Annotated in this window: 12 protein-coding genes, 1 tRNA gene and 1 pseudogene; 11 read left to right on the plus strand and 3 right to left on the minus strand. The window is 73.3% G+C overall.

Annotated elements, in window-relative coordinates:
- The first annotated feature begins 56 nt into the window (after positions 1–56).
- The 8 genes from A6A27_RS26225 (at position 57) to A6A27_RS26260 (ending at position 9,114) form a co-directional block, all read left to right on the plus strand.
- A complete protein-coding gene (locus tag A6A27_RS26225) occupies positions 57–647 on the plus strand; it encodes a NuoI/complex I 23 kDa subunit family protein (RefSeq protein WP_393077832.1) in 591 nt (196 codons plus the stop codon).
- Complete coding sequence (locus A6A27_RS26230) at positions 644–1,234, plus strand: NADH-quinone oxidoreductase subunit J family protein (RefSeq protein ID WP_073837323.1); 591 nt, start codon at positions 644–646, stop codon at positions 1,232–1,234. Before A6A27_RS26225 ends, A6A27_RS26230 begins: the two co-directional genes overlap by 4 nt.
- On the plus strand, positions 1,231–1,638 hold the full coding sequence (gene nuoK, locus A6A27_RS26235; protein WP_073837324.1) for an NADH-quinone oxidoreductase subunit NuoK: 408 nt from the start codon (positions 1,231–1,233) through the stop codon (positions 1,636–1,638). Before A6A27_RS26230 ends, nuoK begins: the two co-directional genes overlap by 4 nt.
- Positions 1,635–3,560 (plus strand): NADH-quinone oxidoreductase subunit 5 family protein, encoded by a 1,926-nt coding sequence (locus A6A27_RS26240; protein ID WP_073837325.1) that lies wholly within the window; start codon positions 1,635–1,637, stop codon positions 3,558–3,560. The genes nuoK and A6A27_RS26240 overlap by 4 nt, the downstream gene beginning before the upstream one ends.
- A gap of 58 nt (positions 3,561–3,618) precedes the next feature.
- The gene (locus tag A6A27_RS26245; protein ID WP_073837326.1) at positions 3,619–5,118 is read left to right on the plus strand and encodes a complex I subunit 4 family protein; all 1,500 of its coding nucleotides are present in this window, start codon (positions 3,619–3,621) and stop codon (positions 5,116–5,118) included.
- A 76-nt stretch (positions 5,119–5,194) separates the two neighbouring features.
- Positions 5,195–6,658, plus strand: coding sequence for an NADH-quinone oxidoreductase subunit N (locus A6A27_RS26250; RefSeq protein WP_073837327.1), 1,464 nt, complete (start codon positions 5,195–5,197; stop codon positions 6,656–6,658).
- A gap of 151 nt (positions 6,659–6,809) precedes the next feature.
- Positions 6,810–7,688, plus strand: coding sequence for a zinc metalloprotease HtpX (gene htpX / locus A6A27_RS26255; protein WP_073837346.1), 879 nt, complete (start codon positions 6,810–6,812; stop codon positions 7,686–7,688).
- A gap of 163 nt (positions 7,689–7,851) precedes the next feature.
- Positions 7,852–9,114, plus strand: a complete 1,263-nt coding sequence (locus A6A27_RS26260) for an MFS transporter (RefSeq protein WP_073837328.1) — start codon at positions 7,852–7,854, stop codon at positions 9,112–9,114.
- A 52-nt stretch (positions 9,115–9,166) separates the two neighbouring features.
- Here A6A27_RS26260 and A6A27_RS47185 read toward each other — a convergent pair.
- Positions 9,167–9,265 (minus strand): annotated as a pseudogene (locus A6A27_RS47185) (DUF1275 domain-containing protein); the annotation flags it as partial.
- Between the two features lie 149 nt (positions 9,266–9,414).
- Positions 9,415–9,909, minus strand: a complete 495-nt coding sequence (locus A6A27_RS26265; RefSeq protein ID WP_073837329.1) for a YajQ family cyclic di-GMP-binding protein — start codon at positions 9,907–9,909, stop codon at positions 9,415–9,417.
- 148 nt (positions 9,910–10,057) lie between these two features.
- Here A6A27_RS26265 and A6A27_RS26270 point away from each other — a divergent pair.
- Positions 10,058–10,141: transfer RNA gene (locus A6A27_RS26270), tRNA-Tyr, on the plus strand.
- A 201-nt stretch (positions 10,142–10,342) separates the two neighbouring features.
- Positions 10,343–10,993: a class I SAM-dependent methyltransferase gene (locus tag A6A27_RS26275; RefSeq protein ID WP_073837347.1), complete on the plus strand. Its 651-nt coding sequence runs from the start codon at positions 10,343–10,345 to the stop codon at positions 10,991–10,993.
- A 72-nt stretch (positions 10,994–11,065) separates the two neighbouring features.
- Here the strand turns inward: A6A27_RS26275 and A6A27_RS26280 are convergent, their stop codons facing one another.
- The gene (locus A6A27_RS26280; RefSeq protein ID WP_241825474.1) at positions 11,066–11,626 is read right to left on the minus strand and encodes a DUF3592 domain-containing protein; all 561 of its coding nucleotides are present in this window, start codon (positions 11,624–11,626) and stop codon (positions 11,066–11,068) included.
- Between the two features lie 407 nt (positions 11,627–12,033).
- On the opposite strand from A6A27_RS26280, the gene A6A27_RS44415 reads away from it, so the two are divergent.
- Positions 12,034–12,192, plus strand: a complete 159-nt coding sequence (locus A6A27_RS44415; protein ID WP_158074047.1) for a hypothetical protein — start codon at positions 12,034–12,036, stop codon at positions 12,190–12,192.
- Positions 12,193–12,200: the final 8 nt, after the last annotated feature.

A 12,200-nucleotide genomic window follows, 5' to 3' on the forward strand; every position in this document is an offset into this window, starting at 1 on the left:
AGCCAAGAGCCGGGTGGTGGTCGCGCGGGGCGTGGGCACAGGGCAGGATGGGCGGCATGAGCGAGCGGACCGGTGTTCCCGGCGAGGGGCTGGCGAAGGGGTTGGCGGTCACCCTGCGGACGATGACCCGCCGCTCGACCACCCAGCAGTACCCGGACGTCGCCCCCGAGCTGCCACCCCGCTCGCGCGGGGTGATCGCGCTGCTCGAGGAGAACTGCACGGTCTGCATGCTCTGCGCCCGGGAGTGCCCGGACTGGTGCATCTACATCGACTCGCACAAGGAGGAGGTGGCGGTGCCCGGCGCCGCCCGTCCCCGCCAGCGCAACGTGCTCGACCGGTTCGACATCGACTTCTCGCTCTGCATGTACTGCGGCATCTGCGTCGAGGTCTGCCCGTTCGACGCGCTCTACTGGTCGCCCGAGTTCGAGTACGCCGAGTACGACATCAAGGACCTGCTGCACGACAAGGACCACCTCGGCGAGTGGATGGGCACCGTCCCGCCACCGCCGGCCCACGACCCACGCGGCGAACCCTCGAAGGAGGAGACCACCGCCGCCCGCAAGGCCGCCGGACCCGCCCCGCGTCCGGCCCCTTCCCGGGTACGCCCGGAGCCCGGCACCGAGCAGGGCGGAGGCGCCGCGTCATGACCGGTGCGGACGTGCTGCTGCTGGCCCTCGGCGCGGTGGCGGTCGGCGCCGGCGCGCTGGTGGTAGGCACCCAGCACCTGGTCCGCGCCGGCCTCTGGCTGGTCGTCTGCCTGGGCGCGCTGGCCGGCGACTACCTGGTGCTCACCGCCGAGCTGGTGGCCTGGGTGCAGGTGCTGATCTACGTCGGCGCGGTGGTGGTGCTGCTGCTCTTCGCGGTGATGCTGACCCGGGCCCCGATCGGCGCCTCCGACGACCTGGACCGGCCGGGCTGGCCGGCCGCGCTGATCGGTGGCGGCAGCGGGTTGGGGCTGGCCGTGCTGCTGATCCACGCGTTCCGCTGGTCCCGGGTCGACCTGCCCGCCGCGGGCACCGCCGACCGCCTGGGCGAGCAGGTCTTCCGCTCGTGGGTGCTGCCCTTCGAGCTGCTCTCGGTGCTGCTGCTCGCTGCCCTGGTGGGCGCGATCGTGCTGTCCCGTACCGACATCGGCCGGCCCGGCGCGCCCGGCGCCCAACGCCGACCGGCGGATGGCCCGCCGGCCCGGCCCGAGCCGGCCGGTGCGGTGGCCGACGAGGGCGGGCGCGCGTGAGGCCGGTCATCCCGTACGTCACCGCGGCGCTGCTGTTCGGCCTCGGCGCCTACGGCGTGCTGCGCCGTCGCAACGCCGTCCTCGTGCTGATGGCCGTCGAGCTGATGCTCAACGCGGTGAACCTGATCCTGGTCACCGCCGACACCACGGTCCGGGCCCAGCTGCCGCACTCCGGCCAGGTCTTCGCGCTCTTCGTGATCGTGCTCGCCGCCGCCGAGATCGGCGTGGGGCTGGCCATCGTGCTCCAGCTCTACCGGCTGCGGGCCAGCGTGGCCGTCGACGACGTGCCGTTGACCGAGGCGTCCGCGCCGGTGCCTGCCGGGGCGACGGCGACACGTCCCGCCGGCCCCGCGTGCCCGCCGTCGGGCGGGCCGGCCACCGACGCGCCGGAGGGGGAGAAGTGACCGGACTGCTCGCGGCGGCGCTGCCGGGCGTACCCCTGCTGGTGGGTCTGGTCGGGTTGCTGCTGCCGCCGTCGCCCAGGGGCGCGGCGACCGGAGAGGACCGGGCCCGGCGGGTGGCGATCGCGCTCGGCGTGGCCGGCGCGGCGCTGGCGCTGCTGGCGGCGGTGGCCCTGCTGGTCCGGGTGGACCGCCCGGTCGAGGACGCCACCACCTGGGTCGACCTCGGCGGATTGACGGTCACCCTCGGCTACCGGCTGGACGGGGTGGCGGTGCTGGTCGCCACGGCGGTGGCCGCGGTGGCCCTGGCCGTGCAGGTCTACTCGATCGGCTACCTGAAGCGCGGGCCGCACGACGACGTCGAGGTGGACCACCGCTACCCGCCGTACGCGGCGCAGATCAGCCTGTTCACCGCCGCGATGCTGACCGTGGTGGTCTCCGGGGACCTGATCCTGCTGCTGGTCGGCTGGGAGGTGATGGGCCTCTGCTCCTACCTGCTCATCGCCCACGACCGGCGGCTGCCCGAGGCGCCGGCCGCCGCGGTGAAGGCGTTCCTGGTCACCCGGGCGGGGGACGTCGGCTTCCTGCTCGGCATCGCGCTGCTGGGCGTCGGCGCGGGCAGCTTCCGGATCGCGGACGTGCTGGCCCACGACTACTCCACCGCGACGCTCACCGCCGCGTGCCTGCTGCTGCTCGCCGGGGTGGCGGGCAAGAGCGCCCAGTTCCCGCTGCACACCTGGCTGCCGGACGCGATGGCCGGTCCCACCCCGATCTCCGCGCTGATCCACGCCGCCACCATGGTCGCCGCCGGCGTGTACGCGGTCGCCCGGCTCTTCCCGCTGTTCGAGCGCGCCCCGATCGCGCTGGCCGTGCTCGGGGTGATGGCGACGATCACGCTGCTGCTCGGCGCGTTCGCGGCCACCGCCCAGGACGACATCAAGCGGGTGCTGGCCTGGTCGACGGTCTCCCAGATCGGCTACATGACCGGGGCCCTCGCCGTCGGCGCGCCCGCGGCAGCGCTGTTCCACCTGCTCACCCACGCCGCGTTCAAGGCGCTGCTCTTCCTCGCGGCCGGCGCGGTGATCCACGCCGTCGGCACCACTCTGATGTCCCGGATGGGCGGCCTCCGGACGGCCATGCCGGTGACCTTCTGGTGCACGGTGATCGGCCTCGGCGCGCTCGCCGGGCTGCCGCCGCTGTCCGGCTTCTGGAGCAAGGACGGCGTGCTCGCCGCCGCCGAGGCCGCCGCGCTGGAAGGCGGCGGCCCGAGCTACGCCTGGGTCGGCTGGCTCGTCTGGCTGGCCGGGCTGCTCGGCGTCGTCGTCACCGCCTGGTACACCACCCGACTGCTGCTGCGCGCCTTCCTCGGTACGTCCCGACTCCCGCTGGCCCACCCGCACGACCCGCCCGCCGTGCTGCGCTGGCCGGTGCTGCTGCTCGCGGTCCCCGCCGCGCTGCTCGGCCTGGCCGCCTTCGCGCCGTGGTTCGCCGACCGCCTCCGCGAGCCGGCCGACCACAGCGGGGAGGCCGTCGAGCTGGTCCATCTCGCACCGAACCTGCTGCTGCCGCTGGTGTTGCTGCTGGTCGGGGCGGGCATCGCCTGGGCCGGCTGGCGTCGCGACCCGGCCGCCGACCCGGCCCGCTTCCTGGGGCCGCTGCGGCCGGCCTTCGCCCGGGCGTTCCGGCTCGACGACGTCCAGCACGCCCTCGTGGTACGCCCGACGACCGCGCTCGCCCAAGCCGTGCGGGCCGGGGACGAGGTCGGGGTGGACGGCCTGGTGGAGGGGAGCGGCCGGGCCGCCGTCGAGTTGGGCGGCGGGCTGGCCACCCTGCACCGGGCGGCGCTGCCGCGGGCGGCGGCCGGCGTGCTGGCCGGCGCCCTGCTCATCGGCCTCGCCGTGGCAGTGATCGGGGTGTTGCCGTGAACGCGAGGAGTGAGCCGGGTATGCGAGCCCCGCAGTCGCGAACTGAGAGGCCGCCGGCATGAGCTTCGGAGAGTTCCTGCTGGTCGCGGTCCTCGCGCTGCCCGCGCTGGGCGCGGTCGCGGCCGCCGCCAGCCCGGGCGACCGGACCGGACGCCTGGTCGGCACCGCCGCCGCGGCGTTGACGCTGCTCGCCACGCTGCCGCTGGTTGGCGGGGAGCACGGCTGGGTCGGGCCGCAGTCCGGCGTGCAGCCCTGGCATCAGCTCGACCTGCCCTGGGTGCCCGGCCTGGACCTGCGTTTCCACCTCGGGGTGGACGGGATCTCCTGGCCGCTGGTGGTGCTGACCGCGCTGCTCACCCTGCTCTGCTGCGGCTACACGCTGTGGCGCGTGCCCGCGGGCGGTGGCAGTGGCCGGACCCTGGTCGCGCTGCTGCTGGTGGTCGAGGTGGGCATCCTGGGCACCTTCCTCGCCCTCGACCTGGTGCTCTTCTTCCTCTTCTTCGAGGTCGTCCTCCTCCCGATGTACGCGATCATCGCCGGCTGGGGTGGCGCGGACCGGCGGCGGGCGGCCCGCAAGTTCGTCCTCTACACCCTCTTCGGTTCGGTGCTGCTGCTGGTCGGCGTCTACGTGGTGGTCGCCGCCGCGGGCACCGCGGACCTGGTGGCGCTGACCGGCGGATCCAGGCTCTCCCGGGGCACCCAGCTCGCCGCGTTCACCCTGCTGGCACTGGCCTTCGCGGTGAAGAGCCCGCTCTGGCCGCTGCACTCCTGGTTGCCCGACGCGCACACCCAGGCGCCCACCGTCGGCAGCGTGATCCTCGCCGGGGTGCTGCTCAAGATGGGCACGTACGGCCTGATCCGGGTGGCGGTCGGGGTGGCCCCGGAGGGCGCCCGTTGGGCCGCCCCGGTGCTCGGGGTGCTCGCCGTGGCGGCGATCCTCATCGGGTCCCTGGTCTGCCTCGCACAGGACGAGCTGAAGCGGCTGATCGCGTACTCAAGCGTGGGACACATGGGCTTCGTGCTGCTCGGCGTGGCCACGCTCACCGCCACCGGCCTGCAGGCCGCGCTGATCGGCAACATCGCGCACGGCGTGATCACCGGCCTGCTCTTCTTCCTGGCCGGGGCGATCAAGGACCGTACCCACACCGGCTCGCTCGTGGACCTGTCCGGGCTGCGCGAGACGGCGCCCCGGCTGGCCGGGCTGCTCGGCTTCGCGGCGGTCGCCTCGCTGGGCCTGCCCGGGCTGGCCGGCTTCTGGGGCGAGGCGTTCGCCGTGATCGCCGCGGTCCGGCGCGGTGGCGGGCTCTGGACCACGCTCGGGGTGCTGGCCGCGCTCGGCGGGGCGCTGACCGCCGCGTACTTCCTGCGGCTGCTACGCCGGGTCAGCCACGGGCGGCCCAGCCCGGCGGTGGGGCCGCTCGCGCCGGGGCTGGCCGGGGCGGAGCTGACCGCCTGGGCACCGCTGGTGCTGCTCGCCCTCGCCGTCGGCCTGGCGCCGGCCCTCGTGCTGTCGTACGCCAGCGGCCCGGTCAACGCCCTGCTGGGAGTTCTCCCATGAGCGAGCGTCAGCGAGTGAATCGTCAACGCAGCGCAGGGATGCCTCGTGCCGGCGCCGAGCGAAGCGAGGTGGCGGCATGAGCCTGGTGCAGAGCGTGGATCACGTGGCGCTGCTGCCGGCGTACCTGGCCGCCGGCACCGCCGTACTCGTGCTCCTGGCCGACCTGCTGGTGGCGCGGGCCGCCGTCACCGTGGCCGTCGCCGCCACCGGCGCGGCGGCCACCGCGCTCGGCGCGGCCCTCGTCGGTACGGGGGGCGAGCGGCGCACCTTCTGCGTCGGCACTGACTGCTCGTATGTGTTCGGCGGGCGGGCGGCCCTGGTCGCGGCGGTCGTCGCCCTGCTCACCCTCGGCGTGCTGGCGTTGTCGGGTCCGCTGCTGCGGGCCGGCCGGATTCCGGTGGGGGAATACTGTTTCCTGCTCGCCTGCGCGATGACCGGCGGCGTCCTGCTCGGCGCGGCGGGTGACCTGATCACCCTGGTGGTGGCGCTGGAGACGCTCACCCTGCCGCTCTACGTCCTGGTCGGGCTGCGCCGGGGCAGCCTGGCCGGTGCCGAGGCGGCGGTCACCTTCTTCGTGGTCAGCGTGGTGGCCACCGCCCTGACCCTGCTCGGCGCGGCGCTGCTCTATGCGGTGACCGGCACCCTGCACCTGGATCGGCTCGGCGCCACCCTCGCGGCCAGCGCCGAGGTGCGCGATCTGCCGCTCACCACGGTGGCCGTGGCGCTGGTGGTGGTCGGGTTGGCGTTCAAGGTCGCCGCCGTGCCGTTCCACGCCTGGGCCCCGGCCACCTACGACGGCGCGCCGCTGCCCGTCGCCGCGTACCTGTCGACGGCGTCGAAGCTGGGCGGGGTGGTGGCCCTGCTCGCGGTGGTGCAGCGCGCCCTACCGGCCACCGTCACCGGGCCGGTGCTGGCCCTGCTCGCCGTGCTCACCATGACCGTGGGCAACCTGGTGGCGCTGCGCCAGCGGCGCACGGTCCGGCTGCTCGCCTGGTCCTCGGTGGCCCAGGCCGGCTACGTCCTAGCCCCGCTGGGCGCGTTGGCGCTGGCCGCCGGCCGCACCGCCGACGCCCGCACCGCGGCGTACGCGGCGGCCGTCGCGTATCTCGTCTTCTTCGTGCTGCTGGAGCTGGCCGCCTTCGCGGCGGTGGTGGCGCTGCGACCGGCGGACGGCGACGGCGGCAGCCTCGCCGACCTGCGCGGGGCGGCCCGCCGCCACCCGTGGGTGGGTGGGGCGTTCGCGCTCGCGCTGGTCGGGCTGGCCGGACTGCCGCCGGGGCTGGCCGGTCTGTTCGCCAAGGTGACCGTGGTCCGGGCCCTGCTGGCCGGGCACGCCGGTTGGCTCGCCCTGGTGGTGGCGGTGAACGCGGTGCTCGGCCTGGCCTACTACCTGCGCCTGGTGGCCACCCTCTACGCGGCACCCGGCCCGGCCACCGCCCGGCCGGCCCGGACGGTGGTCGCGGCCATCGGGGTGGCCACCGCCCTCGCTGTGGTGGTGGGCTTCGCGCCGCAGCTCGTGCTGGACCTGGCCGCCCACTGAGCGGCGGTTTGTCCCTCGGTGCCCAAGCGGCACAGCCGCCGCACAGGAACCCTCAGCCAACTTTCAGTAATGGGCGGGATGGTTGACGGGTACCGGTGGTGTTGAACCGGTCAGCGGGCCCCGCGTGGATCCGCGCACCGAAGGAGCGATCGTGCATCACAACCGTCTCAAGACCGCAGCACTGCTCGGCCTGTTGACCTCGCTGATCCTCGCGGTCGGCTATTGGTTCGGCGGGAGCGGTGGCCTCGTCATCGCCGTCGTCGTCTCGTTGCTGATGAACGGCGTGACCTATTTCTACTCCGACAAGCTCGCACTGCGCTCGATGGGGGCGCAACCGGTCAGCGAGGCACAGTTCCCCGAGCTGTACCGGATGGTCCGTGAGCTGTCCACCCAGGCGGGCCAGCCGATGCCCCGCCTGTACGTCAGCCCCACCGCCCAGCCCAACGCCTTCGCGACCGGGCGTAACCCGCAGAACGCGGCGGTCTGCGTGACCCAGGGGATCGTGGAGATCCTCGATTACCGCGAGCTGCGCGGCGTGATCGGGCACGAGCTGTCCCACGTCTACAACCGGGACATCCTGATCTCCAGCGTGGCGGCCGGTCTGGCCGGCATCATCACCATGCTGGCCAACATCGCCTGGTTCATCCCGCTGGGCTCCTCCGACGACGAGGACGGCCCGAACCCGGCGGTGCTGCTGCTCACCCTGATCCTCGGCCCGATCGCGGCCACCCTGATCCAGTTGGCGATCAGCCGGAGCCGTGAGTTCCAGGCCGACCAGTCCGGTGCGGAGCTGAGCCGGGACCCGCTGGCCCTGGCCAGCGCCCTGCGCAAGATCCACATGGGTACGCAGATGCGCCCGCTGCCGCCGCAGGGCCAGCTCACCAGCACCGCCCACCTGATGATCGACAACCCGTTCAAGCGGGGTGGCGGCATCGCCGCCATGTTCGCCACCCACCCGCCGATGGAGCAGCGGGTGGCCCGCCTGGAGCAGATGGCCCGCAGCGCCGGGCCGGTGCAGTTCCAGCGCTGACCGCGCTCGTCTCCGCCCGCGTCCCCGCCGGGACGCGGGCGGAGTCGTCTTCGGCCCCGCCCTGCCGGGCGGTGTGAGCGAACCGACCATTCCCACGGCGAGTCGCGGCGTTAGGGTCAAAGGGGCTTCCGCCCATTACCTGTCTCCCCCCGGAGGTGCCTCCTTGGCCGCACTGCGCCAGTACCTGGGCGTCTGGCGGATCCCCGGCGCGCCGATGCTGCTGGTCCTCGGCATCATCGGCCGCCTGGGGATCGGCATGACCCCGCTCGCGCTGCTGCTCGTGGTCGAGGCGGTGACCCACCGTTACTCCCTCGCCGCGGTCGCAGGCGGCATCTACGCGCTCGCCGGCGCCGCGCTCAGCCCGATCGCCGGGCGGATCGCCGACCGGGTCGGCCCCACGCCGGTGCTGCTCGCCACCGCGGTCGCCCACCCGCTCGCCCTCTTCGGCCTGCTCCTGGCCAGCCGGTCCGGGGCCGGCAACCTCGCCCTGATCTACCTGGCCGCCGGCATCGCGGGGGCCACCTACCCGCCGCTGACCGCTGCCATCCGGGGCGCCTGGAACGACCTCACCGCCCCCGCCACCGGCCGGGCCCACCTGCGCAACACCGCACTCGCCGCGGAGACCTCACTCTTCGAGATCGTCTTCGTGCTCGGCCCGCTGCTGGTGGCCGGGTTCGTGCTGGCCGCCGACGCCGCCGCCGCGCTGGTCGGGTCCGCCGTGGTCACCCTGGTCGGGACCACCGCCGTCGCGCTCGGCCGGGTGATGCGCGGCTGGCGCCCGCACCCGCACGAGCACCAGGCGAAGGGCCTCGGCCCGCTGCGGGTCGGTGGCTTCCCGGCCCTGCTGCTCTGCGTCGCCAGCCTGGGCATCGCGTTCGGTGCCGCCGGCGTGATCGTCCCGGCCTTCGCCGGGCAGGCCACCGCCGACGACCCGGAGAGCCTGGCCGGGGTGCTGCTCGCCGTCTGGGGCATCGGCAGCGCGGTCGGGGGCTTCTGGTTCGGGGTACGCCGGCCGGCCGTCAACATGACCCGCCAGTTCGCCTGGCTGCTCGGCGCGGTGGCGGCCGGCTTCGCCGTGTACGCGGTGATGCCGACCCCGCTGGCGCTCGGCATCGCGCTGGTGCTCGGCGGGGCCACCATCGCCCCGGCGCTGACCCTGGAGAACACCCTGGTCGGCCGGATCGCCCCGGCCGGCATGCTGAACGAGGCGTACACCTGGGTGGTCACCATGTCGGTGGCGGCGAGCGCGGCCGGGGGATCGGTGGCCGGGCTGATCGTCGACCACGCCGGCGGCGTGCCCTGGGCCTTCCTGTTCGCCGGGGCCGCCGTCGCTGTCGGGGCCGCCGTCGCCGCACTGCCCGCCGGCCCCATCGCCCGCGCCGAGGCCACGGCCATACGCGCCGAGCACGCGGCGGTCGCCGCCTGAGCGGTCGACCCTCGCGCGGATCGAAGCGGCGCCAGGCGGGTACAGCGCTGGCATGTTCGTCTTCTTCTCGAACCGGATCGGCTGCGTCGGCTCGATCCTGATCAGCGCGGTCGTGACGGTGATCCTGCTGCTGATCTTCACCCGCTGAGCGGATCCGTTCCGCCGCTGTTTGCCTGATATGGGGTGGGTTGCGGCATTCCGTCGGGTTGGACGCGCGACATCCGGGATATGGTGCCGCCGACTCGGGCGGGGCGGTGTACGGCGGGCCGGCCGGCCCCGGAGCGGGGCCGGCCGGGACGCTCAGCGGTAGTTGGTGAACTGGAGGGCGACCCCGAAGTCCTCGCCCTTGAGCAGCGCGATGACGGCCTGGAGGTCGTCCTTCTTCTTGCCGGTGACCCGCAGCTGGTCACCCTGGATCTGCGCCTGGACGCCCTTCGGGCCGTCCTCCCGGATCTTCTTGCTGATCGCCTTGGCCTTGTCCGAGTCGATGCCCTGGATCACCTTGGCGTCGATCTTGAAAACCTTGCCCGAGGAACGCGCGTCGCCGGCGTCCAGCGACTTGAGCGAGATGTTCCGCTTGACCAGCTTCTCCTTGAAGACGTCCAGGGCGGCCTGGACCCGCTCCTCGGTCTCCGCCTGGAGGCTGATCGCCTCCTCGCCCGACCAGGAGATCTCCGCCCCGGTGCCGCGGAAGTCGAACCGCGTCGCGAGCTCCTTCTCCGCCTGGCGGAGGGCGTTGTCGACCTCCTGCCGGTCGACCTTGCTCACGATGTCGAACGACGGGTTCGCTGCCATGCTCATGCTCCTGCTGTCCGGCGGTCTGTCAGGTTCCGTCCCCCGCTGACCAGCGGTGGGACCCCCTGACGGTACCCGGTTGCGGCGGCCCCGGGGGCAACCGCTATCCTTGCTACCGCTGCCGCGCGATAGCGTGGTGGTACGCCCTGGCGGGTTGCCCGAGCGGCCAATGGGAGCGGACTGTAAATCCGTCGCGAAAGCTACAGAGGTTCGAATCCTCTACCCGCCACCAGGGATCGGCAAGGCCCTTGACCTACGGAAACGTCGGTTGGGGGCCTTCGTCGTCTCCTGCCCGTGATGATCGCTGTTGCCCTTGGTCATCCGTCTGATCGGGCACGTACGGAGGCTAGGGTGGGCGACCAACACGGTTGAGGCCCTTCGCGCCGACTCGAAGCCACGGATCCAGGGCTTCCCCGAAGGCGAGGAGGCGTCCGTGCACGACAACGAGCTGACCGATCGGTTGTCCTCCCCGGCCACCGAGGGCGATCCGGCCGGCTGGTTCGAGCGGCTCTACGCCGACGCCGAGCGGGGCGAGGCGGTCGTCCCGTGGGACCTCGACCGGGCGCATTCCCTGCTCAGCGAGTGGACCGACCGGACCCGGCCGGACGGATCTGGTCGGCGCGCGCTGGTCGTCGGGTGCGGCTTCGGCCGCGACGCCGAACATCTGGCCCGCCTCGACTTCGCCACCGTCGCCTTCGACATCTCTCCCACGGCGGTACGGGAGGCCCGCCGCCGCCACCCGGACTCCCCGGTCCGGTACGAGGCCGCCGACCTGCTCGACCCGCCGCACGACTGGCTGGGCGGGTTCGATTTCGTGCTGGAGAGCATGAACGTGCAGGCGCTGCCGGTCGAGCTGCGGCAGCGGGCGATCCCGGCGGTCGGCCGGCTGGTCGCGCCGGGCGGGACGCTGCTGATGATCGCGGCCGGCCGGCGGGACGACGAGGTCGTCGAGGGCCCGCCCTGGCCTTTGGCCCGGGCGGAGGTCGACGCCTTCGCGGCCGGCCCGCTGACCCCGGCCCGGGTCGAGGAGATCGTCGCCCCCGACGGTGGGATCCGTTGGTGCGCGGAGTTCCGCCGCGCCTGAGGTGGGCAAAGGTCAAGGGCCTTCGTCCGGTCGGTGACCTGCCGAGGCCTTGGCGCCACGTGCCGGGGCCGGTCAGCGTCGGCTGCTCCGCTTGTGATTGGAACGGCCGGTGAACCTGCCACTGCCCTCGATCCGGGCACTGGACCGGCGTGGCGGCGTACGCCGCGGGAACCAGCGGTCGAACGGGATGCGGGAGAGCAGCAGCGGCACCGCCACGACCAGGATCCCGAACCCGACCACGCCCAGCCCGCCCTGAATGCGGCCCCGGTGTCCGCTGAGTTGGTCGAAGTCGGTGACGAAGTCTCCCGGATCATTGGGATTCACCCAGATCCTTACCTCGTCGCCGGGCCACCGGCACACCTCGACGCAGCCGACCTCCTGTTCGTACGTCCGGCCGGCCAGCTCGTATCGGAAGTACATGGTGGTCGACGCGCTCGTCCGGTTGCCGCCGGACTTGGTGACCCGGTCGTAGACCTTCGCGGTTGCCGGTGTGCCGGTGCCCCGCAGTTCCTTCTCCCAGTCGTCGAGCGCGTGCTGGGTGTGGAGCGGCAGCCAGAGCAGCGCGCCGCCGGCCACGACCAGCAGGGAGGCGCCGAGGGTCGGCCACACCGACGAGGGGCGTTGCGCGATCACGCGATTATCGTGGCGTGCCGGCGCAATTCTCGCCGGGCCGAGCGGGGTGACGGAAAGATGACGTCAGGGGTCTGGATTTCGACTCCACGCATGTATGGTGACCTATGGCCGGCGGTCCGGGGTGGCACTAGGGGGACGGGGCTGCCGACCTGCCGGGGGAGGCTACGGGCGATGACCTCGGGGGCCGATGATCGATTTGCGGTTTAGGTCGGAATCCACAGTGAGCGAAGCGTTTCACCGGTCCAGGGCCGTCCTGATCTGGCCGGGTGTGCCGTAGGGCGGGGGCCGAACGGCGGAAGGAGTCCACCACACGGGGCCAGCCCGGCTGCCGGCGCTTTCCTATGTGCGAGCCCTGTGGCACGATCGTGGAACCCTAACCCCTGTGACGCCCCCCGACAGGAGTAATCATGTCTGGTCAACGGTTGGGCCGACTGCTTGGCTCGGTCCTCGCGATCGCCGCCGCTGCGGCCATCGGGTTCAGCTTCGGGCACTACAGCGACACCGCTGGCGACCACGCGAATGCGGACATCATCTGGACCGTCGCCCCCACCGACGGTGGTTACTGACTGACACG

This window comes from Micromonospora sp. CB01531 (assembly GCF_001905095.1).
Taxonomy (GTDB): Bacteria; Actinomycetota; Actinomycetes; order Mycobacteriales; family Micromonosporaceae; genus Micromonospora.